General features: G+C 41.9%; 17 protein-coding genes and 1 pseudogene. 13 read left to right on the top strand and 5 right to left on the bottom strand.

From position 1 onward, the window contains the following. Positions 1-34: 34 nt before the first annotated feature. The 6 genes from addB to ERX37_RS05050 all read left to right on the top strand — a co-directional run bounded on the left by addB (position 35) and on the right by ERX37_RS05050 (position 10,646). A complete protein-coding gene (addB, locus tag ERX37_RS05075) occupies positions 35-3,400 on the top strand; it encodes a helicase-exonuclease AddAB subunit AddB (protein WP_133429551.1) in 3,366 nt (1,121 codons plus the stop codon). After that, positions 3,390-6,842: a helicase-exonuclease AddAB subunit AddA gene (addA, locus tag ERX37_RS05070; RefSeq protein ID WP_133429550.1), complete on the top strand. Its 3,453-nt coding sequence runs from the start codon at positions 3,390-3,392 to the stop codon at positions 6,840-6,842. The genes addB and addA overlap by 11 nt, the downstream gene beginning before the upstream one ends. Next, positions 6,839-7,744, top strand: coding sequence for a hypothetical protein (locus tag ERX37_RS05065; protein WP_133429549.1), 906 nt, complete (start codon positions 6,839-6,841; stop codon positions 7,742-7,744). Before addA ends, ERX37_RS05065 begins: the two co-directional genes overlap by 4 nt. Positions 7,745-7,788: 44 nt before the next feature. Then, positions 7,789-8,688 (top strand): fumarylacetoacetate hydrolase family protein, encoded by a 900-nt coding sequence (locus ERX37_RS05060; protein WP_133429548.1) that lies wholly within the window; start codon positions 7,789-7,791, stop codon positions 8,686-8,688. Between the two features lie 90 nt (positions 8,689-8,778). Continuing rightward, the gene (locus tag ERX37_RS05055) at positions 8,779-9,156 is read left to right on the top strand and encodes a YisL family protein (protein WP_133429547.1); all 378 of its coding nucleotides are present in this window, start codon (positions 8,779-8,781) and stop codon (positions 9,154-9,156) included. Positions 9,157-9,263: 107 nt separating this feature from the next. After that, on the top strand, positions 9,264-10,646 hold the full coding sequence (locus ERX37_RS05050; protein ID WP_165981968.1) for an alpha-amylase family protein: 1,383 nt from the start codon (positions 9,264-9,266) through the stop codon (positions 10,644-10,646). A gap of 26 nt (positions 10,647-10,672) precedes the next feature. Here ERX37_RS05050 and ERX37_RS05045 read toward each other — a convergent pair whose 3' ends face one another. Both ERX37_RS05045 and ERX37_RS05040 read right to left on the bottom strand, forming a co-directional pair. After that, on the bottom strand, positions 10,673-11,989 hold the full coding sequence (locus tag ERX37_RS05045; RefSeq protein ID WP_133429545.1) for a CoA-disulfide reductase: 1,317 nt from the start codon (positions 11,987-11,989) through the stop codon (positions 10,673-10,675). 14 nt (positions 11,990-12,003) lie between these two features. After that, entirely contained in the window at positions 12,004-12,813 is an 810-nt protein-coding gene (locus ERX37_RS05040) for a Cof-type HAD-IIB family hydrolase (protein ID WP_133429544.1), read from the bottom strand. A gap of 95 nt (positions 12,814-12,908) precedes the next feature. Here ERX37_RS05040 and ERX37_RS05035 point away from each other — a divergent pair, with 95 nt between their 5' ends. Then, positions 12,909-13,217: a metal-sulfur cluster assembly factor gene (locus tag ERX37_RS05035; protein ID WP_133429543.1), complete on the top strand. Its 309-nt coding sequence runs from the start codon at positions 12,909-12,911 to the stop codon at positions 13,215-13,217. Positions 13,218-13,325: 108 nt separating this feature from the next. Here ERX37_RS05035 and ERX37_RS05030 read toward each other — a convergent pair whose 3' ends face one another. Continuing rightward, positions 13,326-14,021, bottom strand: a complete 696-nt coding sequence (locus ERX37_RS05030) for a Crp/Fnr family transcriptional regulator (protein ID WP_133429682.1) — start codon at positions 14,019-14,021, stop codon at positions 13,326-13,328. Positions 14,022-14,201: 180 nt separating this feature from the next. Here ERX37_RS05030 and clpB point away from each other — a divergent pair, with 180 nt between their 5' ends. After that, positions 14,202-16,790 (top strand): ATP-dependent chaperone ClpB, encoded by a 2,589-nt coding sequence (clpB, locus tag ERX37_RS05025; RefSeq protein ID WP_133429542.1) that lies wholly within the window; start codon positions 14,202-14,204, stop codon positions 16,788-16,790. Positions 16,791-16,825: 35 nt separating this feature from the next. Here clpB and ERX37_RS05020 read toward each other — a convergent pair whose 3' ends face one another. After that, on the bottom strand, positions 16,826-17,020 hold the full coding sequence (locus ERX37_RS05020; RefSeq protein WP_133429541.1) for a YjzD family protein: 195 nt from the start codon (positions 17,018-17,020) through the stop codon (positions 16,826-16,828). Positions 17,021-17,103: 83 nt separating this feature from the next. On the opposite strand from ERX37_RS05020, the gene ERX37_RS05015 reads away from it, so the two are divergent. Genes ERX37_RS05015 through fabF form a run of 3 tightly spaced genes read left to right on the top strand, consistent with a single transcriptional unit; the run spans position 17,104 to position 20,351 of the window. Further along, on the top strand, positions 17,104-18,114 hold the full coding sequence (locus tag ERX37_RS05015) for a BMP family ABC transporter substrate-binding protein (RefSeq protein ID WP_133429540.1): 1,011 nt from the start codon (positions 17,104-17,106) through the stop codon (positions 18,112-18,114). Between the two features lie 47 nt (positions 18,115-18,161). Beyond that, complete coding sequence (locus ERX37_RS05010) at positions 18,162-19,103, top strand: beta-ketoacyl-ACP synthase III (RefSeq protein WP_133429539.1); 942 nt, start codon at positions 18,162-18,164, stop codon at positions 19,101-19,103. A 9-nt stretch (positions 19,104-19,112) separates the two neighbouring features. Further along, positions 19,113-20,351, top strand: a complete 1,239-nt coding sequence (gene fabF / locus ERX37_RS05005) for a beta-ketoacyl-ACP synthase II (protein ID WP_133429538.1) — start codon at positions 19,113-19,115, stop codon at positions 20,349-20,351. A gap of 38 nt (positions 20,352-20,389) precedes the next feature. Here the strand turns inward: fabF and ERX37_RS05000 are convergent, their stop codons facing one another. Beyond that, the gene (locus ERX37_RS05000) at positions 20,390-20,761 is read right to left on the bottom strand and encodes a DUF3899 domain-containing protein (protein ID WP_165981967.1); all 372 of its coding nucleotides are present in this window, start codon (positions 20,759-20,761) and stop codon (positions 20,390-20,392) included. Between the two features lie 473 nt (positions 20,762-21,234). Between ERX37_RS05000 and opp3b the strand changes: the two genes are divergently transcribed. Continuing rightward, positions 21,235-22,161, top strand: coding sequence for an oligopeptide ABC transporter permease (gene opp3b, locus ERX37_RS04995; protein WP_133429536.1), 927 nt, complete (start codon positions 21,235-21,237; stop codon positions 22,159-22,161). After that, positions 22,161-23,212, top strand: a pseudogene (opp3C, locus tag ERX37_RS04990) (oligopeptide ABC transporter permease). Before opp3b ends, opp3C begins: the two are co-directional and overlap by 1 nt. Positions 23,213-23,226: the final 14 nt, after the last annotated feature.

The raw sequence follows: 23,226 nt of genomic DNA, 5'->3' as shown, positions 1-23,226 counted from the left end.
CTTATAAAAAGTGTTTTTTCATAAGGAGGATAATATGTCAGTCAAATTATTACTGGGTAGAAGAGGAAGCGGTAAAACGTATCATATTATGCAGTCTATTAAGGAGAAAATCAAGGACAATCCGCTTGGTGATCCGATTATTGTGATCACCCCGAAGCAGAGCACGTTCACATTTGAGCAGCAGCTGGCACAGGATGCAGAAATTAAAGGAAGTCTGCGGGCTTCTATCTACGGCTTTGAGCGTTTAGCATGGAGAATCATGAGTGAAGAGGGCGGATTGTCTGAGAATATGATTTCGAAATCAGGCATTGAGATGCTTGTTCATATGATTCTGAAGGAGCAGCAGGATCAGCTTCAGTTATTCCGTTCATCTGCCCGTTATTATGGTTTCAGTCAGAAAGTGACAGAGACGATTAAGGAGTTCAAGAAATATGATGTCGCTGCTGACACATTATCACAGTTAAGTGAGAATACTGCTTTCCCAGTTCGAACGCAGCATAAACTGCATGATATCGCGCTTATTTACCAGCAGCTTGAATCGGATTTGGCAGGTCATTACACACAGGCTGAGGATATGATGTCATTCCTCTATGATCGTATTCCAAACGCGAAATCTATTCAGCAGGCAGATATATACATCGATGGTTTTCATAACTTTACGACGCTGGAATATCAGGTTATTCAGCAGTTATCCCGCTATGCGAAATCGATGACGATTACACTGACAGCTGATTTGTCTGAAAGCAATGAAACGTTCCGTAAGACGGGTGAAACTTATCAGCTGCTGATTGAAAGTCTGAATGCTGCACAACTGGATGTTAAAGTGGAGCAGCTTAAAGATACGGCTCGCTTTCAAAATAAGAGCCTTGCGCTGATTGAAAGTCAGTTTGATGCGCTTCAACCTGTAACCGGCTCAGCTGACGGTATAGCAGTTAACGAAGCGGAAAGTATGCGTAAGGAAGTAGAACACGTTGTGCGGACTATTCACAGACAGGCGAGAACAGGCGAGTATCGTTATGCAGAGACAGCAGTTCTGTACCGTGATGCCGGCTATATCAGTCTTTTTAAGGAGTACTTTGCTAAGTATCAGATTCCTTATTATACAGACAGTAAGGAACAGATGATTCATCATCCGGCAGTCGAACTGATTCGTTCACTACTGGATTTTATCGCGCAGCCCTGGCAGACGGAGCATCTGTTCAGAGCACTGAAAACAGGTCTTTTATCGAGACGATTTGATATACAGCAGGATCAGCTGCTGATCGATATGCTCGAGAACACAGTGATTGAACGTGGATTATCATTTAATCGCTGGATTGAAGATGAGCGCTTCTTCTTTGATAAACGTAAACCGTTCGGTGAAGAAGAGTGGCAGCAGATGAATCAGTTCAGACGCTATATCATCCCGGTGCTGAATCAGCTGCTTACTCTGCAGCAGGTGACGAACCCACGGGAATTTACAACGCAGCTCTATCAATTTCTGATCGATATCAAGCTGCCGGACTACCTGATGGCAGAGAAAGACCGCCTGGTCAGTCAAGGATTGAATAGAGAAGCTCTGGAAAATGAACAGGTCTATACGGGTATCATCGATATACTGGATGAATTGGTAGAGATGCTCGGTGAACGTTCCACTGATTTTCAGACCATGAAGGATATGCTGGATGTCGGACTGTCGACACTGGAATTTGCCTCGATTCCGCAGGCGCTCGATGAAGTACAGCTCTTAAATATGGATCTCGCGCGTGTTGAAAATATACCTTGTGTCTTTGTAGTGGGATTCAATGAAGACATCCTGCCGAGAGCAAATAAGAATCAGACGTTGATCAGTGACCAGGATAAGGAACTGGTTGAGCAGTCAGCAGATGTTAAATTAGCACCTTCGAGTCTTGCGCTGACGATGGACGAAAGCTTTGTCGCCTATCAAGTGCTGACGAATGCCTCGCAGAATCTGCATATCAGTTATAGTCTGATGGATGAGAGTGGGGGAGCGCGCCAGCCATCGAGCTATTTATCGCAGCTTAAAGCGATTTTCCCGGATCTTGACATCAAACGATTATCGGAAGAGACATCGCCTGAGACGCTGATAGAAACGGTTGCAGTTGGTGTCAGTCATGCTGTTGAACGCCAATCAGATCCGGACTGGCAGTATGTCATTGACTGGCTCAGTCAATATGAGATTTTCCAGGATTTGATGCGTCTTAAGCATTACCACAATACAACGGTGAGATTAGATGAAACGCGGACACAGCATATATATGGCGATGAAATTAAGGCAAGTGTATCTCGTTTTGAGACGTATAACAGCTGTCCATTCAAGCATTTTGCAGCGCATGGACTGAAGCTGAATATTAGACAGCCATTTGAATTTCAGAATTTCGAACTAGGAAATATTTTTCATCATGCGCTTAAAATTATTTCCGAGGAAATAAAAGATTCGATTACACTAATGGATAAGCAGGCCATTGAAGATTATGTAGCGGTAACACTGAAAGGACTTGTACCGGATGTCCAGTATCAGGTTCTCTATTCTAAAGCCTATTATCAGTACATGATTCAGCAGATTGCTAAAATTCTGACGGAAACGCTATCTGTGATTCAGAAACAGCAGAGCCGTTCAAAGTTCCGCATGACACGCTTTGAACAGAACTTTACGGCGGATCCAGTCAGTGCACATCAGTTCAAAGCACAGAAGCTCTATACAGCTCAAGGAATTCCTATTTCAATCAGAGGGCAGATTGACCGCATTGATGTGCTAAAAAGCGAACATCGAGATTACGTCAGCATTATTGACTATAAATCATCAGGGCATGATTTGAAATTAAACGAGGTCTATTACGGTAAGCAGATGCAGATGCTGACTTATATGGATGTGGTGCTGCAAAATAGCAGTCAACTCTCTGATCAGCCTCTTGATGCGGCAGCTATGCTGTATTTCCATGTCCAGCAACCGTTTATGAAGTACGGTCTGAAAGATGAAGCACTTGAGCATGAGAGAAAATACTTTGAAGCATACCGACTGGAAGGATTTGTACTCGATGATCTGAATATCGCGAGTCAGCTGGATACAGAACTTGAAGCAGGGACTAAGTCGGGCATCATCCCGGTTGCTCTGACTAAAAAAGGTATTTTTGATAGTCGTTCGAAGCGTCTATCAAAACATGAAATTGCAGGATTAATTGACATCAATCGACAGAACTATATTACGACAGCAACAGCGATTATGGACGGTGAAACAAAAGTAGCACCACTTGAGTTTAATCATCAGCTGCCCTGTCAGTTCTGTAGTTTTAGGGCGACATGTCATATCGATCCGCTGATTAACGCAGCAGATATTAGACGTGTCGATGAGCAGATTGATGTCAAAGCATTGCTGAAGGAGGAGACAGATGAGAACTAAACCTGCAGAAAGTCGCTGGACAGATGGACAGTGGCAAGCGATAACAGCACAAGGCAGCGATATTTTAGTGGCAGCAGCAGCGGGGAGTGGTAAGACTGCTGTTCTGGTCGAACGTATTATCCAGAAGATTATTTATGATCATGTCGCTCTGGATGAACTGCTCGTTGTTACTTTTACGAATGCCAGCGCAAAAGAAATGAAAGAAAGAATTCACCAGGCGCTGAAACGTGAAATGATCAAACAGCCGACTGAACATCTTAAAGAACAGCTGGTAAAAATTCATGCAGCTGAGATTTCTACATTACACCGGTTCTGTCTGAGTTTAATCGAACAGTATTATTATACGATTGATCTCGACCCGGCGTTCAGAACAGCGAGTGATGAAGAGGGAACGCTGCTGCTCATGCAATCACTGGATGAAGTGATGGAGAAGTATTACAGTGCACCGACTGAACCATTTCTCAGAACGAATTTGCATTTGTCCAGTGACCGAAGTGACCAGCCTCTTAGAGATGCGGTGCAGAAACTCTATTATTTTGCAGTCGCTAACCCGGAGCCGATTAAATGGCTGCGTGAACTGCCTGATTTATACCGAGATGTCACGCTTGATCACCCCATTGTCAAGGAGATGCGTCAGACCGTCTTACAAGATATTGAACGTGCCATTATGTTATTCAGAGAATCAGCACAACAACTGGATAGTCCCGTCTACGAGAAACAGTACTTAAAAGCGGAAGCCTATATTCAGACACTCGAACAGATATCAGGTGACTTTGAATCGCTCTATCACCATATGACAGGTCTTGAAAAGTGGTCGACACCGATGTTCAAGTTCAAGAAGGAGCTTGAAGATATGCGTCTCGAACCATCAGAGGAAGAACGGATTAAAGACCAGCTGAATCAGGCGAAGGATATTTTGACTGCGCTGCAGACTGATTACTTTTTTGCACCACCGGCAGAACTGATCGCTAACTTGAATACAATGGCAGAGGAGATGGAGCTGCTCGGTCAACTGACAATAGAAGTCATTGAGAACTTCACGCAGAATAAACGTGACAGAAAAATTCTTGATTTCAGTGATTATGAGCATCTTGCGCTCGATATTCTGCTTACAGACGGAGAAAGAACACCTATTGCAGATAACCTTCGCGCCAAGTATCAGGAAATTCTGGTAGATGAATATCAGGATACGAACCGTGTACAGGAACGTATCCTACAGAGTATTAACGATGATCATCTGTTTATGGTAGGTGACGTTAAACAGTCCATCTACAAATTCAGACAGGCAGAACCCGGTCTCTTCCTTGATAAATATAAACGTTTTGACAGTACAAAGGGTCAGGTCATTGACTTATCACGCAATTTCCGTTCCCGACGTGAAGTGATTGAAGATACGAATAAAGTATTTGAGTCAATCATGGATGAAGCAGTGGGTGAGGTGGCATATGATGACCGTCAGCAGCTGTATTTCGGTGCTGCATTTGATGATGAGCCTCATCCGACTGAACTCAATGTGCTTGTAAAGGACGATGCTATCGATCATATGGAGAGCGAGTGGATTGCGCGTAAGATCAAGGAGATTGTCGACAAGGGACAAGTCTATGAAGACGGTCAATATCGTCCGGCGACTTATCGTGATATCGTCATTCTTCAGCGGCAAGTATCAGATACGAATAGTCATCAGCATATCTTTAAAAAATACGGGATTCCATTCCATGTCAACAGTCGGACAGGTTATTTTGAGACGGATGAGATCAGAACGATGATCAGTCTGCTGAGAATTATTGATAATCCTCTGCAGGATAATCACCTCGTCGGTGTGCTGCGGTCGTTATTGTATCAGTTCAACGAAGCAGAATTAGTGGATATCAGGCAGTCCCGGCAGTATTTTTATCAGGATATGCTCGACTATGCTCAGATGCATCATCATCCTCTTGCTCTTAAAGTCCAGCACTTTCTTAAGTCACTGGACAGCTACCGCAGTATCAGTCGAACGGTCGGTGTCAGACAGCTGCTGGAGATGTTATATGAAGAACTCTATATTGTGGAAAAATATTCACTCCTTGCGAGCGGAGAACAACGACGTGCCAATCTGCTGGGCCTGCTGACGAAAGCAGAAGATTTTGAAAGATCAAGCTATAGAGGACTTTTTCAATTCATCCGTTATGTCGATAATATGATTGAGAAAAACAAAGATTTTGGTGAAGTGAATATTCTATCAGACGCTGCAGATGTCGTGCGACTGATGACCATTCATGCCAGTAAAGGGCTTGAATTTCCTTACGTCATTTACGCAGAGCTTGGTAAACAGTTCAATATGCGTGATCTATCAGGTGCCGTGCTTCCAAATCAGAAGCTCGGTGTGGCAATCACTTATTACGATCATATCAATCATTACAGTTATCCTACATTACTCAGTCAATACTTTAAAAAAGAGGGACGCCGTGAATCTATCTCCGAGTCCATGCGATTGATGTATGTCGCATTTACAAGAGCGAAGGAGCAGTTGATTCTAGTAGGCTCAGCAACTGAAAAAGAAATAGAAAAGTGGCGTCAGGCAGATGTGTACGATGCCGCATACAGACTCAGCGCCTCAAAACCGCTTGAACTGATTTTAGCAGCAGACGTTCTTGATACACACATTGTGACACAGCTGGAACCATCGATTGAGGATAAGGAGACTCATGAAGTCGCTGCAGACAAACAGTCACCGCAGTGGCTGACTGAACGTGCTGAATATGAATATCCATACTTGGAACTGAACAAGCTGCCGACAAAGGAATCAGTGTCAGATATCAAACGACAAACAGAAGTGGACGACGATGCGACTACGTGGACGCTCGTCAATCAGTATCAGCTGGAACGTGCGACATTCGAACGGCCTAAGTTTATGTCTGAAGTCAAAAAGACAGCGGCTGAACGAGGGACACTGATGCATACAGTTATGCAGCATTTTCCTTACGATGGACAGATCAAAAGTGTGACTGAAATTGAGGCACTACTGATGCAGCTTGTCGATAAGAAAATCATTGCAGAAGACGATAAGAAAATCATCGACTATCAGGCATTGATTCGATTCTCAGCTTCCCGCCTTTATCAGGAGATGTCTCAGGCAACAGCACGCTATACAGAATTACCTTTCGTCATCGGTAAATCATATCTGACAGGCCAGCCCGTTCAGGATTCAACGGTTGAGCCGCTTGTCCAAGGGATGATTGACTGCGTCTATTACTATCATGATGCCTATTATTTCGTCGATTTCAAGACAGATCGGCTGATTAAGAGAAAAGGTGGGACAATAGAGGATGCAGCGTTTGAAGCCAGAACAAAATATAAAGTACAGATGCACTATTATAGAAAAGCACTGGAAGAAATGTTGAAAAAACCTGTCAAGGGCTATCTTTATTTCTTCGATTACCAGGAAGTAGAGGTTGAAGCATGAAATATATTCTGACTGTTTTAGCAGTCATCACGATCATTATAGAAGCCAGTTTGAATTATGCTCATCCTTTTATGATGGCAGTACCGACTGACTACTTTGAACAGCCTGAACTGCCGACCTTTATGATGGCAGCGCTACTCACGTTCGGTATCGGTCAGGCCGCCATACCGCTCCTTATTAAACATAAGAGCTGGTCATTGAAAAGGATCTGTCTGGTCATCGTCATCGGTTTAATAGATAAATGGCTGTTCAGTTCATCAGGCTATGTACTGGCACTCGGCATCGGCCTGCTTCTTGCTTACTATATAAAAAAGAGCTGGGTAGGCTATATGCTGCTCGCTACCGGACTATTTGCCATTGCGATACCGCTTCTGATTCTCTATTTTCCGGCAGAGACCTTTATGGATGCTGCAAAGTTCCAGGAACAGGTGACTTTATTTAAATCGAATGATTACATGCACTATATCTTGAATAGTATGAGTGCTGGCTACATCTGGATAGTGGTAACAGCTGTATTTATCGTACTGCCCTTACTGCTGATAGATTGGACATCTATCCGTTATCGGTATACGACAGCCCTGTTACTCTTTACGAGTGGTATATTCATCAAGACATTAGTCATACAGTCTGAATCTGTGCTTGTATTCAGCTTGCTGATGATAATCGGTGGCTTAATGCAGGGCATTGCACTTTATTTATTACTGAGCGGCTCGGCAGATGACCGGCTCATACCGACGCTAGCCTTCAGTTCACTGCTGATGCTTCTGGCGTTCACAGGTGTCGGTCTAGGTGACTATCAGAATATGCCTTTAGAAACTGTTCTGATGCGCGCTGTTATCATCATGGTCATAACGCTTATCAGTTATTTAATACTGACACGTAAAAAGAATGCTAATTTTTAAAATATTCTGTATAATGTTAGATAAACATAGAAGGAGTGACTTATATGAAATTTCTGTCATTTGAATATCAAGGCAATCAAACATACGGTGTAAAAGTAAAGCGTGAAGAAGCGGCATGGATTTTACCGAAAGTATTTGAAGCATTTGGTTCTGAGGCCTATCCTCATACATTGCTGCAAGGTCTGCAGCAGAATGCAGAGATTGATTTCCAGGAGGCAGTGCGTAAAGTTGTTGCTGAAGCACAAAAGAGCAGCGATAAGGAATCATTCAAAGCCCCTTTTACAGCGATCAAGTTTCTGCCACCTGTCACACCGACAAATAATGTTATTGCTGTAGGACGTAATTATAAGAAGCATGCTGAAGAACTGAACAATGAAGCTGATAGCCTGTATGTATTCACGAAGGCACCGTCAAGTTTAGTGGGAGACGGCAATACGATTCCTCTCCATGCAGATGTAACATCTCAACTCGATTATGAAGGCGAACTGGGAATCGTGATCGGTAAATATGGTCATCAGATTCCTAAAGGACTGGCATTAGATTATATCTACGGCTATACGATTGTTAATGATATTACAGCGCGTGACTTACAAAGGGAACACCAGCAGGCGTTTCTCAGCAAAAGTCTGATTGGCGGCTGTCCGATGGGTCCATATATCGTTACTAAAGATGAGTTGCCGACGCCGGAAAACGTTAATATTATCACGAAGGTCAATAATGAAATCCGTCAAGATGGCAATACAGCAGATATGATGCTAAAAATCGATGACCTGATTGCGGAAGTTTCAAAATATATCGCTTTGCATCCAGGGGATATTATCGCGACAGGTACGCCGAATGGTGTAGGTGCTGGCATGCAGCCGCCAGTATACTTGAAGTCAGGTGATGAAATCAAAATTACGATTGATGGTATTGGTACACTTGCGAATACAGTGGCTGAATAAGGGGTAATATCAGAAAAGAGCATCAGCTCTTTTCTTTTTTATTTATAGTTATGTTAAACTGATAGTAAATATCACGAAAGGAGGATATATATGTTACATCTTCATATTTTAAGCTGGATCTTAGCAATTATTCTGTTTTTCGCAGCATATGAGAATTTCTCTGACCGTCAAGGACCGAGCCGATATTTTAAACCACTTCATATGGTCTTAAGATTATTTATTTTACTGACTCTAATCAGTGGCGCAGTGATTTTCTTCCAGACAATGGGCGGCGATATGGCAGCTCAATACGGCATTAAATTTTTATTAGGTCTGATTACAGTTGGACTGATGGAAATGACACTTGCAAGAAAGAAAAAGAAGAAGCCTTCTCGTAATTTCTTCTTTCTGGTCATTCTATTCACAATTTTAACAATCGGTATGGGTATCTATTTACCGATGGGACCTATTACAGCGCTGTTCAACTAAGCTGATTCCTCGGAATCAGCTTTTTCTTATGAACTTTTTATGAATTAAGCCACTTTTTCTCTCTATTCAAGTATAATTTAAAGTATTAAATGAATAGAGGGATACTGATGAAAAAAATAGGGATACTTTTAATGACAGTTCTAATGCTGACATCCACTCCGGTACAGGCAGAAGTGAAATCGCAGCCGAGAATATACAGTCTGATAGTCGACCGCTTTATGAACGGAACAGAGAAAAACAATGCACATATCATCAATGACAAGAATAATCGTCTGCCATATGGGGGAGATTTTCAGGGGATACAGTCTAAGCTGGACTATATCAAGGATATGGGCTTCAATGTGATTCATCTGTCTCCTATTTTTGAACATGAGCAGAATGATTATCTAGGTTATAAAATCAAATCATATGACAAAATTGATGATGTCTACGGCGGCGAAAAAGAGTTTAAAGCATTGATTAAAGAAGTACATGCTAAAGGAATGAAGATCGTCGTTGATATGCCGACGATAGCGACGGATGACTTTACGCAGACACAGTCTGTTTCAATGAACAGCTATCAGAAGAAATATTTCGGGGATACGCCGATTATTGATCTGCATGACCAGCAGAATCAGCGACTTTATAAAGAGAAAATGACTGACTTTGCAGATCGCTATGACGTCGACGGTCTGTCTATATATGCGCTGCAGAATAATCTCGATGCAGAGCGACTACTGCCGGACCTGCCGATGAATATCGCTATTCTGAATAAGGGCAATCAGGCGACTCATTTCGATTATGTCCAGAAGGAAGAAACAACGCTGAAACTGGCAAATGGTTTTAAGAATACCGATCAGCCACTGCCGGGCCCATTTGCCTCGGATGAACTCCTTGCTGCAGACCACTTCTTCATGCAGCGTTTTACAAAATATGCTGCCGATGAAAATATGTTCCCAGGTACGCGTATTAAACTGCTCATGAGCTTCCTCCTTAGTCAGAAGCAGCCGATGAGTATGACTTACGGTACTGAGATCGCAATGAATGGTGGCGATATGCCTGAGATGCATCAGCTTCTGGACTTCAGAACTGAGAAAGAAGTCACGGACTATTTAAAAACAACTGCAGGTGTATACGATAAATATCGTGAAATGTTTGATGGTAAAATGAAGGTATTAATGAATAAAGAAGGTAGCCAGGTTATTCATTATGATACGGATAAAGTAGACTTTATCTATAACCTCAATAATACGAGTAAGGCGACTAAGATAGCATTAGGTGAAGACGTCGTTCCGAGAGGTAAAATGCTGAACGGATTATTGATCGGAGATGCGATTCATGAGAAAGACGGAAAATACAATCTCATTACTAACCGTGAGGAAGCAGAATTATACGCTGTCGTAGATGAACGAGGGCTGAACTTAGGTTATATTATTGCTTCAGCAGCAATCATTATTCTGTTCACTACATTTATTATACTTGCAGTGCGTAAATCCAAACGAAATAAATAAAGATGTGCCAGCCGGCACATCTTTATTTATTTGGCACGATAGCCAATCATATTGATAATATCTTTTGGTGAAGAGAAAGGCGGTGCATAGGCAATTTCAATATCTTTCAGGTCATCGACAGTCATACCATTGATCATCGCAGTGGCTATGATATCGACACGTTTATCGACCCCTTGCTTGCCGAAGAAGCAGGCGCGTAGAATCTGGCGGTTATCAGCACGGTAGTAGACAGAGATGTGCATCGGATGTGCCTGTTCCATATAGCGGGCATGAGGATATTGATTGAATGTCATCTGCATCGCATCATAATTTTCAACTTCCTGTTCACTGATGCCGACACTGGCAATAGCATGATCGAAGAAGCGGATAATATTAGTGCCGAGCAGACCCTGGAATGGCTGTCTGTCTCCAGCGAGATGAGCGGCAATCATGGCTGCAGCACGATGTGCACCCCAAGCGAGAGCAATCGTCGTTTTTTCACCGGTATGACGATAAAATGTTTCAATGGCGTCACCGAGTGCAAAAACATTCTGTGCTGATGCCTGAAAGAAAGCATCCGTTTTAATGTAGCCTTTGTCATTCAGTTCAATTCCACTGTCTTGCAGGAACTCAGTATTAGGTTCGATACCTACTGCTTCAATGATCAGATCATAAGTTGATGTAAGACCTGATTTGAAAGTCACTGCCTGGCCGTCTATAGATGCCACTTCATCGTTCAGCTGCAACTTGATGTTCTGGTCATCTATAATTTTGGTTAAATGAGGAAGGAACTGTGCATCCATCGTTTTTAGTAATCGTTCGTTGCGGTGCAGGAGTGTTACGTCAAGACCGCGATGCTTAAGGTTTTCAACCATTTCAAGACTGATATAACCCGCACCGATTACGAGAACATTTGAGACATTTTGTTTCTCGATATGCTGCTCAATGATGTCCGTATCTTCAAGCGTACGGACTGGGAATGAGATGTCAGAGCCCTGTAACTGAGGTAATCTGATAGCCTGGCATCCCGGGCTGAGAATCAGCTTATCATAATGATCAGTAGATGTTTCACCATTTAAGTGGTCATAAATAGTGACTGACTGGTCATCTGTATCCACCGCTGTGATTTCATGATAGAGTTTGACTGTGATTTCTTTTTTGTGCTTAAATGAAGCGGCAGAAGCCTGTAAGAGATCGTTGCGTTCCTGTACTTCATTACCGAGATAATATGGAAGTCCGCAATTCGCGAAACTCATATCTCGTCCTTTTTCGTAGACTGTAATTTCAGCATCAGGTAACGTACGTCTGATCTGTGAGGCTACAGTTGCACCACCGGCAACGGCACCGACTATAATGATTTTCATTCGATTTTCAGCTCCTATATATTAAAATACTGCGCCAGAAACTGACCAATACCGTCTTCATCGTTAGATAAAGTGATGGTATCCGCTTTTTCTTTAAGAGCTTGGATTGCATTACCCATTGCCACCCCTGTACCTGCATACTCGATCATTTCAAAATCATTGTCTTCGTCACCGAAAGCAATGATATTCTCCTGCTTGATATTCAGATATTCTGAGATATATTGAATGCCGACTGCCTTACTGATGCCCGTACGAACGAGCTCAATAACCGGATAAGGCGCACCCCAGCGTCGATGTTCAATCTGTTCGGCATAGACGTCGCTTAAATGGGCGCGAATGGCCGGCACATGCTGTTCTTCTGCCTGAATGAGGATACTCGTCGGACATTCCTGCAGATTCATGGATAGATCGCCACTTTTAACAATCGGATTACCCATGCTGAAGCCTTCAAAAAGTAATTCATCATGATAATGTAAGAAGACGTTATCTTTCACTTCAGCAATGATATTCTGAATATTCAAATGTTCAACGTGCTTAAAAATATCCCGAGCAATATCCAGGTCAAGCGGAGAATGTACTTCTTTAAAGCTGTCATCTGTCGGATGGTGAATAAATGCGCCGTTGAAGTTGACGATAGGTGCATCAAGTCCGAGCTCATGATAGTAGCTTTCACTAGCACGATAAGGCCGACCAGTAGAGATGATGACCTCATGCCCTTCTTTTTTGAGCTGTGCTAGAATTTGTTTAGTATAAGGTAATACTGTTTTATCATCGGTCAGTAATGTGCCGTCGAGATCGAGGCAAATTAAATGTTTTTCTGTCATTTAAGTCCATCCTTTCTGTCACTATCATATCATTTAATTGGCGTAAGTTAACAAATTTGATATAGTTGACGTAAGAGATGGAAGGAGTGTGTAAAATGGAAGAAGCAATGAAAGATAGCATTCTTGGAGCGCTTGAGAACGTGATTGACCCTGAGCTCGGTATCGACATCATTAATCTGGGATTAGTCTATCATGTAGATATGGACGATGATGGTATTGTCACAGTAGAGATGACATTGACATCAATGGGTTGTCCGATGGGCCCTCAGATTATTGACCAAGTGAAAACAGCGTTAGGTGAACTGCCTGAAGTGAAAGGCGTGGAAGTCAATATCGTCTGGAATCCGCCTTGGAGTAAAGAGATGATGAGCCGCTACGCTAAGATTGCGTTAGGTGTAAGCTAGAATATAGATAACCCCTCGTATTTTTATACGAAGGGTTTTTGTGTGTTAAGCGGGGGCGGCGTGACGTGGAAGCAGCATTGGCACGTCGTGATATGGCCAAAAAATCAGTTATTCAATTCGACAAATATTGATGGGGCAGCTTTCACAGTTGATTTCATTTTTGAGATACTGGATATTTTTCAGCACAATATATTTCCCTTTGACGCTGATCATCTTGTCAGTTTTCAGCTGGCTGATAATACGATTGACCCCTTCACGGGTAGTACCGCATAAATTCGCGAGGTCATTATTGGTCAATTCAACATTCAGCAGTATACCATCATCTGTTTTCACACCATAAGTATTGCTGAGACGAATCAATGTGGAATAAAGTGCGCCTTTTTTGCCAAGAGTAAAAAGGTCCCGCATTTTAAATTCATTTTTATCGTTTTCGTTCTGCAGCCAGAGCAGCCATTCATAATTGAGGACTTCATCTTCAAGCAGCGCCGTCTCAAATGTCTTCAGATTCAGTTTAGATACACTCGTAGGTGTTTTCACTTTAGCAAAAAGTGAATGTTTTTTAGGACCACAGAAAAGCGTTGTTGAACCAAAGATAGAGCGACGAGTCAGCATTTTCATTGACATTTCCTTGCCGTCTTCTACCATTCGATTGATCAGTACGATACCACTTTTAATAACATATATATAATCAGCAGGATCCTCTGCCTGATAAATAAACTGTCGAGGGGCATAATGCTCCTCTTTGCCGTGGTCCATAATATAATTCACCACATTAGTCGCTTCATGAAAATTAATCTGTACCATGCTGCCCATCCCTATCCGCCTTTTTTTTCATTATAACATAGAGAATTTATCTAAAAGTAGTACACTTCGTACTTTATTCACTTTCTATCACTCTTTTAGTGCGTGATGTTTGTCTAAGACGATAAAAGGTTATATAGTATTATTAAAGGTCAAATATAGTCAAAACAAGAGGTGAACATAATGAATGCAGATAAAATGACATATAATGTTCAGACGGCTGTTGAAGCGGCACAGAATGATGCTGTGGAACGCAAGATGCAGACCATTGAACCTGAAAGTATGCTATTGCATTTTGCAGATACACAGGACAGTATGTTAGCGACAGTCTTTGAGCGTGCGCATTTAGATATGAAGCAATACCGCAGTCAGCTGGAAGAAAAGCTGAATAGTATGCCGGCAGTCAGCGGAGACAATATGCAGTACGGGCAGTACTTAAGTAACAATCTCAATCAGCTGATGCAGCAGGCGGATAAGATACAGTCAGAAATGTCTGATGACTTTCTATCAGTGGAGCACTTGATTCTTGCTGCAGTGAGTCAGCATGGTCTGACACGTGACTTTGTCGGTAATAAACAGGACGTAATTAAAGAGATCATTACTCAGATCAGAGGAGGAAATCATGTGACGAGTCAAAATCCGGAAGTACAGTATGAAGTATTGAAAAAATATGGGCGTGACCTGGTGGAGGAAGTGCGTAACGGTAAGATGGATCCAGTCATCGGTCGCGACGAGGAAGTCCGTAATGCTATTCGTATTTTAAGTCGTAAAACGAAAAATAATCCGATCCTTATCGGTGAACCGGGTGTCGGTAAAACAGCTATTGTTGAAGGATTAGCGCAGCGTATCGTCCGAAAAGATGTACCGGATTCACTGCTCAATAAAACTATTTTTGAGCTTGATCTCAGTGCTCTCGTAGCAGGGGCTAAATTCCGCGGTGAATTCGAAGAGCGTCTTAAAGCCGTTCTGAAAGAAGTGAAGGAAAGCGACGGAGACATCATTCTGTTTATTGATGAGATCCATATGCTGGTCGGAGCCGGTAAGACAGATGGTGCGATGGATGCCGGTAATATGCTTAAACCGATGCTTGCACGTGGTGAATTACATTGTATCGGTGCGACGACATTGAATGAATATCGTCAGTACATCGAGAAAGACTCAGCACTTGAACGACGTTTCCAGAAAGTACAGGTAGCAGAGCCGGATGTAGAAGATACGGTTTCAATTTTACGTGGTTTAAAGGAACGTTATGAAGTTTATCACGGTGTACGTATCCAGGACAGAGCGCTCGTGGCAGCAGCAGAATTATCGGATCGTTATATTACAGACCGTTTCCTGCCGGATAAGGCGATTGACCTGGTCGATCAGGCCTGTGCGACTATCCGAACAGAAATGGGATCTAAGCCAACAGAACTGGATGCAGTAAATCGTCGTGTTCTACAGCTGGAAATTGAAGAGAAAGCATTGAAGAACGAAGAAGATAGTGCGAGTCAAGTACGTCTTAATGAGCTGCAGAAAGAACTGGCAGATGAAAAAGAGAAGCAGCAGATTCTGGCAGCTAAAGTTGAAAAAGAAAAATCACAAATTCAGGTCGTTCAGGAAAAACGTTCTGAACTGGATCAGTATCGTACTCAGCTTGAAGAAGCACAGAATAATTATGATCTTGCAAAAGCATCAGAACTGCAGTACGGAAAAATTCCTGAAATTGAAAAAGAACTGGCACAGCTTGAAGCTGAATTTCAGCAGGAGACAAAAGGAACAGACCGTCTTATCCGTGAAGTGGTGACAGATGAAGAAATCGGCTATATCGTCTCCCAGTGGACGGGTATTCCGGTCAGTAAGCTGGTTGAAACAGAAAAAGAAAAATTACTTAAACTATCTGATATCCTGCATGAGCGTGTCGTCGGACAGGATGAAGCGGTTGATTTAGTGGCAGATGCTGTCGTTCGTGCCCGTGCTGGCATTAAAGACCCGAATCGCCCGATTGGCAGCTTCCTCTTCCTTGGACCGACAGGGGTCGGTAAGACAGAGCTTGCTAAGGCACTGGCAAGTACGATGTTCGATTCAGAGAAACATATGATTCGTATTGATATGAGTGAATATATGGAAAAACATGCAGTTGCACGATTGATTGGTGCCCCTCCCGGCTATGTCGGTTATGAAGAGGGTGGCCAGCTGACTGAAGCGGTCCGCCGTCAGCCATATTCCGTTATTCTGCTGGATGAAGTAGAGAAGGCGCATAGCGATGTCTTTAATGTACTCTTGCAACTCTTGGATGAAGGGCGACTGACTGACTCAAAAGGACGTATCGTTGACTTCAAGAATACAATTATTATCATGACAAGTAATATTGGTTCACAGTACTTACTGAATGGTATTGAAGACGGTGAGATTACTGATGACGCTCGTCAATCTGTCGATACAGCACTTCATAGCTATTTCAAACCTGAAATTCTGAACCGCATGGATGATATTGTATTATTTAAACCACTAAGTGCAGATGATATGACTTATATTGTGGATAAAATTGTTGATCAGCTCAACCGCAGACTGATGGATCAGCATATGACTGTCATAGTGGATGATGCTGTTAAAAAATGGGTGGCTGAAGAAGCCTATCAGCCTGAATTTGGTGCAAGACCTCTTAAACGATTTGTACAGCGCCATATTGAGACTCCTGTCGCTCGTCTCTTATTGCAGAACGACATGGCTGAAGGTACAAAAGTACATGTATCGCTTGTAGAGGGTCAACTAGATATTACGCTCGAATAAATGAAAACCACAGTAGCAGCGCTACTGTGGTTTTTTTAGTGATGATGATGAGTCGGGATAGGGTCATCTGGAATAAGTGCTGTTATAATCAGCGCCAGAACAGCAAATACAACTGACATGATGCTCGCTGTTACCAGGTTCAGGTCTTGCCCGCCGCCTAAACTCATAAGGACGAAATTAATCATATGGACAAGGATAAATGCCCAGACAAAGGTCATAATATATTGCATGTAAAAATCCCCCAATAATTGATATACTATTAATTATAAAAGAGTTACTAAAAAAAGTATACCCTTACATGAAGAGGTGAGTGATGAAAAGGATTATTTTATTCCTTACCCTGATTATTATACTGATAGGCTCCATATTCTATCTGTATCGACCTAAGCATGAGCTGACGACAATCGGATTTCTCTTTCCGGATTCGATGTATGATCAGACATGGGGGACTGAAGGGTATAAGGGCATGCTGAATATTGTGCAGGCATATGATACTGCTTTTTTTTATGAGCAGAATATCAATAACGATGACAAAATTAGAACGGCAGTCAAACGGATGGCAGACCGAAACGTGCAAGTGCTATTCGGACAAGGAAAAGAATTTTCAGATGCGTTTAACCGTATCGCATCACAATATCCGCATATTCATTTTGTCGTGTTTAACGGCGAATCGAAAGCTGATAATGTGACTATCGTCAAAATTGATGCCTACTCGGTGGGATTTTTCGGAGGCATGACCGCGGCACACGCCTCAAAGACGCATCATATCGGTCTTATCGGTGCATTCGATACTCAGCCGGAGACGAATGGTTTTAAAGATGGTGCGCGTTTTATAGACCCGGATATTCATATTCATGAGTCGTATTTAAATACTTTTGGCTATGACAGTCGGGGACCTGATATCGCAGAAAACTTCGTTCAGCAGGAGAAAGTAGATGTTCTTTTCCCGGCAGCAGATGGCATCAATGCGGATACAATGTCGTATGCAAGAGATAACAATATTAATGTAATCGGCTATATCAGTGATCAGCGTAACTACGGGCCGCAAGTATTGATGTCAACAGAGATTAAAATTGCAGATGCCTACCTTAAAGTGGCAGATTTATATACAGAAGGTCAGTTGAAAGGTAAAACTATTCGCTGGGGTATTAAAGAGGATTTACTAGGTATCGGCAAAGTGTCACAGCGACTGGATGAAGACTTCAGACAGCGCTTAAATCAGGGGGTCGAACACTATAAGGAAACGAATCGTCTACCTAATGGTAAACAACCACCGGCAAAGTATGACCCTTACACAAAGATTGAAAAAAAGAGTATTTTATGATAAATTAGTACCTGGTTATAATAACAGATTATAAGAGGTGCATTTCATTGAATATAGGCATTGTCGGTATTGGCGGATACGTTCCTGAAAAACGTATGACCAATCATGATTTTGAAACATTTCTCGATACATCAGATGAATGGATTACTAAGATGACAGGAATCAAAGAAAGACGTTTTGCAGCTGAAGATCAGGAGACGAGTGATCTGGCCTATGAAGCGGCCGAGCGTGCCATCAAGGATGCCGGTATTCGTAAAGACAAGATTGATATGATTTTAGTGGCGACGTCGACGGGTGATCATCGTTTTCCGTCAGTCGCATGTCAGCTGCAGGAACGGCTCGGACTGCGCAATATACCGGCGATGGACCAGCTGGCAGCCTGTACAGGTTTTATTTACTCGATGGTCACTGCCCAGCAATTTATTCAGACAGGCGCCTGTAAATATGTGCTTGTCATCGGGGCTGAGAAACTGTCAAAAATAGCCGATATGACGGATCGCAATACAGCCATTCTATTCGGTGACGGTGCAGCAGCAGTCGTGTTGGGTGAAGTAAGTCCGGGTCATGGCATTATCAACTATCAGCTTGGCAGTGATGGAACAGGAGGCCAGTATTTATACGACCGCAAGGATGACCATCTGCTGGCGATGAACGGACGTGAAGTCTTTAAGTTTGCTGTGCGCATCATGGGCGATATGGCTGCAAAAACAGTTGAAGAAGCAGGACTTAAGCCTGAAGAAATTGATATGCTGATTCCGCATCAGGCCAACATACGTATTATGGAATCATCCAGACAGAGACTTGGCGTGGATAAAGACAAGATGAGTGTGACGGTGGACCGTTACGGCAATACATCTGCAGCATCCATTCCATTGTCCTTGCTTCATGAACTTGATAAAGGTAGGGTAAAAGCAGGAAGTAAAATTGTACTCGTAGGATTTGGCGGCGGTTTGACTTATGGTGCCATTACACTGGTCTACGGTAAATAGGAGGATAATATGAAAAGAAGAGTAGTCATTACTGGGATAGGGGCGCTTAGCCCAATCGGGAACGATGCAGCGACGACGTATGAGAATGCATTAAAAGGGGTTAACGGCATTGATTATATTACACGACTTGATATGACTGATTTCAGTGTCAAGATTGCCGGCGAACTGAAAGATTTTGATATTGAAGATTATCTGCCGAAAAAAGAAGCACGTAAAATGGACCGTTTCACGCAGTATGCGGTAGTTGCAGCGCGTGAAGCTCTGACAGACAGCAAGCTCGAAATCAGTGATGATAACAGCGACCGTGTCGGAGTATGGGTAGGTTCAGGTATCGGCGGCATGGAGTCATTTGAAAACGCTTATGACCAGATGCTGAAGAGAGGGCCGAATCGTATCAGTCCATTCTTCGTACCGATGCTGATTCCCGATATGGCATCAGGTCAGATTTCAATTGATTTAAGTGCTAAAGGACCGAACGGCTGTACAGTCACTGCCTGTGCAACAGGTACAAACAGTATCGGGGATGCTTATCGTATTATCCAGTATGGTGATGCAGATGCCATGATTGCGGGTGGAGCAGAAGCACCGATTACGAAAATGGGCATTGCAGGCTTTATTGCGAATAAAGCTTTATCAACAAATAATAATCCCGATGAGGCGTGCCGTCCATTCCAGGAAGGGCGAGACGGTTTCATCATGGGCGAAGGTGCAGGTGTCGTTGTGCTTGAAGAACTGGAGCACGCATTGAACCGTGGTGCACATATTTATGCAGAAGTGGTCGGTTACGGTAATAACGGCGATGCCCATCATATTACTGCACCAGCACCTGAAGGCGAGGGCGGTGTCCGTACGATGAACATGGCACTTAAAGATGCCGGCATTACAGCTGACCAAGTTCAATATTTAAATGCACACGGGACAAGTACACCGATTGGCGACTTATATGAAACAAAAGCGATTAAGACAGTCTTCGGTGATGCTGCGAAAAACTTGAAAGTGTCATCAACAAAATCGATGACAGGACACATGCTCGGTGCGACAGGGGCGATAGAAGCGATTCTGACAGCATTAGCTATCAAGAATGGTAAAGTACCGCCGACTATCAATCAGCATGCACCTGATGCCGAATGTGATCTCGATTACATTCCGAACGAAGCAATTGAATTAGATATTGATTACGCATTATCCAACAGCTTAGGCTTCGGTGGACATAACGCCGTCCTTGTACTGAAAAAATATCAGGCATAATAAAGAACCCGCTCTCAACGTGTGAGAAGCGGGTTTTGTTATACCATTAAATAAGAAATAATAAGAGCAAGAGCGCCGCATACAAATGAAGTCACAATAAGCGGGAGCGTCAGCATATATTTTTCATTACGAATCGTCACATCACGACTCGTATAAAGTTCATCATCTTTCATCGTTTCTTTTATTCTTTTCGGTGCCATCACATAATGAAACCGTCTAAACGAATGTCCCATAATACTGAATGCACCATCTGAAAATAAATAGAGAAAAAGACCTAGACACCATAGTATAAGAGAAACCGTAAAGACTGCATTCACAAAATGAAGCCATGAAAAACCTGTAAATAATAGTGTCACCGCACTAATAAATAAAATGATCGCTAACAGCAATCCATAAATTCGTGCTCGCATAAATGAACCTCCTGACATCAACATATCATTATTGTACAGCAAAATAACAGTGATGTATAACAGATAAATAAATACTCATTATTTTAATAAAAGAGTGCATAAAATAAAGATTTAACGTGATAAAGCGTTACTATTTATCATATAAAATGAATAAATATTAATAATATAGTGCTTTAACGCAATAAAAAAGGATAAAATGATACATATTTATAAGAATTCTGAATAAAAAATGTATTGCAAAAAATAAGAAATTATCCTTATAATTATTTTAAGATTTTTCTAGAAGAGAGAATTGAAAGGGGAAAGAGGGTCATAAGAGAAGTTGTCATATAACAAGAGGCAGATTTTTTTGAAATAAGTTGTCAGAATAATTATTTATTTTTAATTAAAATTGAAAAACTTGTATGAATTTTGTGAAAATTTAGTTATGATGTATGTTAAGTAAAACTTAAAATTCAAGAGGAGGAAAAAATATGTTGAAGTTTATTCTAAAGAGATTGGGCTACATGATTATCACCATACTGATTGTCACAACTGCTACATTCTTCTTAATGAAGTTAATGCCCGGCTCCCCTTACAACGATGAAAAATTATCGGCTGAACAAAAAGCAATTGTAAATGAAAAATACGGTCTTAATGATCCTATGGGTGTTCAGTATGTCAACTATATGAAAAACGTAGCAAAAGGAGATTTCGGTAACTCATTCCAATATGATAATCGTCCGGTAACAGGATTAATTCTTCCTCGATTAGGACCTTCAGCAGAAATTGGTACATATGCTTTAATCTTCGGTACAATCGTCGGTATTATTCTAGGTGTTATCGCAGCAGTCAGACAGAATACATGGATAGATTATTTAGCGACAATCTTCTCAGTACTTGCCATTTCTGTACCTTCATTCGTACTTGCAGCATTATTACAATATTATCTGACAGTTGAATGGCAGCTTCTTCCGACAGCAGGTTGGGAAAATATTACTTATGCTATTTTACCTGCCCTTGCCTTATCAGCAGGTGTTATCGCAACAATTGCACGTTATATCCGTTCTGAAATGATTGAAGTATTAAGTTCAGATTATATTACGCTTGCTAAAGCGAAAGGTAACTCAACAAGTAAGGTTCTTTTCGGCCATGCTTTACGAAATGCCTTAATTCCTATCATTACATTAATCGGTCCTATGGCAGTTGGTATTCTGACAGGGGCGTTAACAATTGAAACAATCTTTGCCATCCCTGGACTTGGTGAACAATTCGTGCGCTCAATTCAGCAGAATGACTATCCAGTTATTATGGCGCTGACAATCATGATCAGTTTCTTATTCATTCTTGTTCTATTTATTGTTGATATTTTATACGGTATTATCGATCCACGTATCCGTGTTCAGGGAGGTAAAAGTTAATGGTAAATGAAAGAGAAACTTATACACATGCTGATGTTGACCAGGAGCTATCTACAAACAGAGCACAACCTTTTGTATTAGCAAATCGTAATGAAATTAATGAAGAAAAAATTGAACGTCAGAGTAGAACATTCTGGCAGGACGCGTGGCTGCAGCTTAAAAGTAATAAAGCGGCTATTCTTGGTTTAATAGGTCTCCTGCTTCTAGTATCAATGGCATTAATTGGTCCACTAGTAAGTGGACACACATTTAAAGAGCAGAACCTTGAACATGCCAATGTACCCCCTAAAATCGGATTATTAAAAGATGTACACTTTTTACCATTCGATGGTATAGATAAAAATGATTACGATGCTTATAAAGAACTGAACATCAAAGAAAATTACTGGTTCGGTACGATTCCCTTGGGCGTGATTTATTTACACGTGTATGGAAAGGAACTCAGACATCTATTATAATCGGTCTAGTAGCCGCATTACTTGATGTTATCATCGGTATTACTTACGGTGCTATTTCTGGCTTCTTCGGGGGCTGGGTAGATACACTCATGCAGCGTATCATTGAAGTTATCGCTTCTATTCCTAACTTAATCATCATGATTTTATTCGTTGTATTCTTCGGACCGAGTATTACAACAATCATCCTTGCGATGTCACTGACTGGCTGGATTGGGATGAGTCGTATCGTACGTGGTCAGTTCCTGAAACTCAAATCTCAGGAATATGTTATGGCTTCTAAAACATTAGGGGCAACGAACTGGAGCTTGATTTTCAAACATATTTTACCTAACACGTTAGGACCTATTATCGTAACAGCTATGTTCTCAGTTCCAAGTGCAATTTTCTTCGAAGCATTCTTAAGCTTTATCGGTTTAGGTGCACCAGCGCCAGCCGCTTCACTTGGTACTCTTGTCAATGATGGTCGTAAAATGCTGATGATCAATCCATATCAGATGTTTATCCCATCTGCAGTCTTAAGTTTACTGATCTTATGCTTCTACTTATTCGGTGATGGTGTACGTGATGCCTTCGATCCGAAAATGCGTAAATAATAAAGGAGGAAATA

The sequence above is a fragment of the Macrococcus hajekii genome, assembly GCF_004359505.1.
In the GTDB taxonomy this organism is placed as follows: Bacteria; Bacillota; Bacilli; order Staphylococcales; family Staphylococcaceae; genus Macrococcus; species Macrococcus hajekii.
The sequence above is the reverse complement of the archived record's forward strand: the minus strand, read 5'-3'. Positions and strand labels throughout refer to the sequence as shown.

Bases quoted from the DNA above. Each gene is read 5' to 3' on its own strand.
- addB (WP_133429551.1), top strand. From the start codon at position 35: ATGTCAGTCAAATTATTACTGGGTAGAAGAGGAAGCGGTAAAACGTAT.
- addA (WP_133429550.1), top strand. From the start codon at position 3,390: ATGAGAACTAAACCTGCAGAAAGTCGCTGGACAGATGGACAGTGGCAA.
- ERX37_RS05065 (WP_133429549.1), top strand. From the start codon at position 6,839: ATGAAATATATTCTGACTGTTTTAGCAGTCATCACGATCATTATAGAA.
- ERX37_RS05060 (WP_133429548.1), top strand. From the start codon at position 7,789: ATGAAATTTCTGTCATTTGAATATCAAGGCAATCAAACATACGGTGTA.
- ERX37_RS05055 (WP_133429547.1), top strand. From the start codon at position 8,779: ATGTTACATCTTCATATTTTAAGCTGGATCTTAGCAATTATTCTGTTT.
- ERX37_RS05050 (WP_165981968.1), top strand. From the start codon at position 9,264: ATGAAAAAAATAGGGATACTTTTAATGACAGTTCTAATGCTGACATCC.
- ERX37_RS05045 (WP_133429545.1), bottom strand. From the start codon at position 11,989: ATGAAAATCATTATAGTCGGTGCCGTTGCCGGTGGTGCAACTGTAGCC.
- ERX37_RS05040 (WP_133429544.1), bottom strand. From the start codon at position 12,813: ATGACAGAAAAACATTTAATTTGCCTCGATCTCGACGGCACATTACTG.
- ERX37_RS05035 (WP_133429543.1), top strand. From the start codon at position 12,909: ATGGAAGAAGCAATGAAAGATAGCATTCTTGGAGCGCTTGAGAACGTG.
- ERX37_RS05030 (WP_133429682.1), bottom strand. From the start codon at position 14,021: ATGGTACAGATTAATTTTCATGAAGCGACTAATGTGGTGAATTATATT.
- clpB (WP_133429542.1), top strand. From the start codon at position 14,202: ATGAATGCAGATAAAATGACATATAATGTTCAGACGGCTGTTGAAGCG.
- ERX37_RS05020 (WP_133429541.1), bottom strand. From the start codon at position 17,020: ATGCAATATATTATGACCTTTGTCTGGGCATTTATCCTTGTCCATATG.
- ERX37_RS05015 (WP_133429540.1), top strand. From the start codon at position 17,104: ATGAAAAGGATTATTTTATTCCTTACCCTGATTATTATACTGATAGGC.
- fabF (WP_133429538.1), top strand. From the start codon at position 19,113: ATGAAAAGAAGAGTAGTCATTACTGGGATAGGGGCGCTTAGCCCAATC.
- ERX37_RS05000 (WP_165981967.1), bottom strand. From the start codon at position 20,761: ATGCGAGCACGAATTTATGGATTGCTGTTAGCGATCATTTTATTTATT.
- opp3b (WP_133429536.1), top strand. From the start codon at position 21,235: ATGTTGAAGTTTATTCTAAAGAGATTGGGCTACATGATTATCACCATA.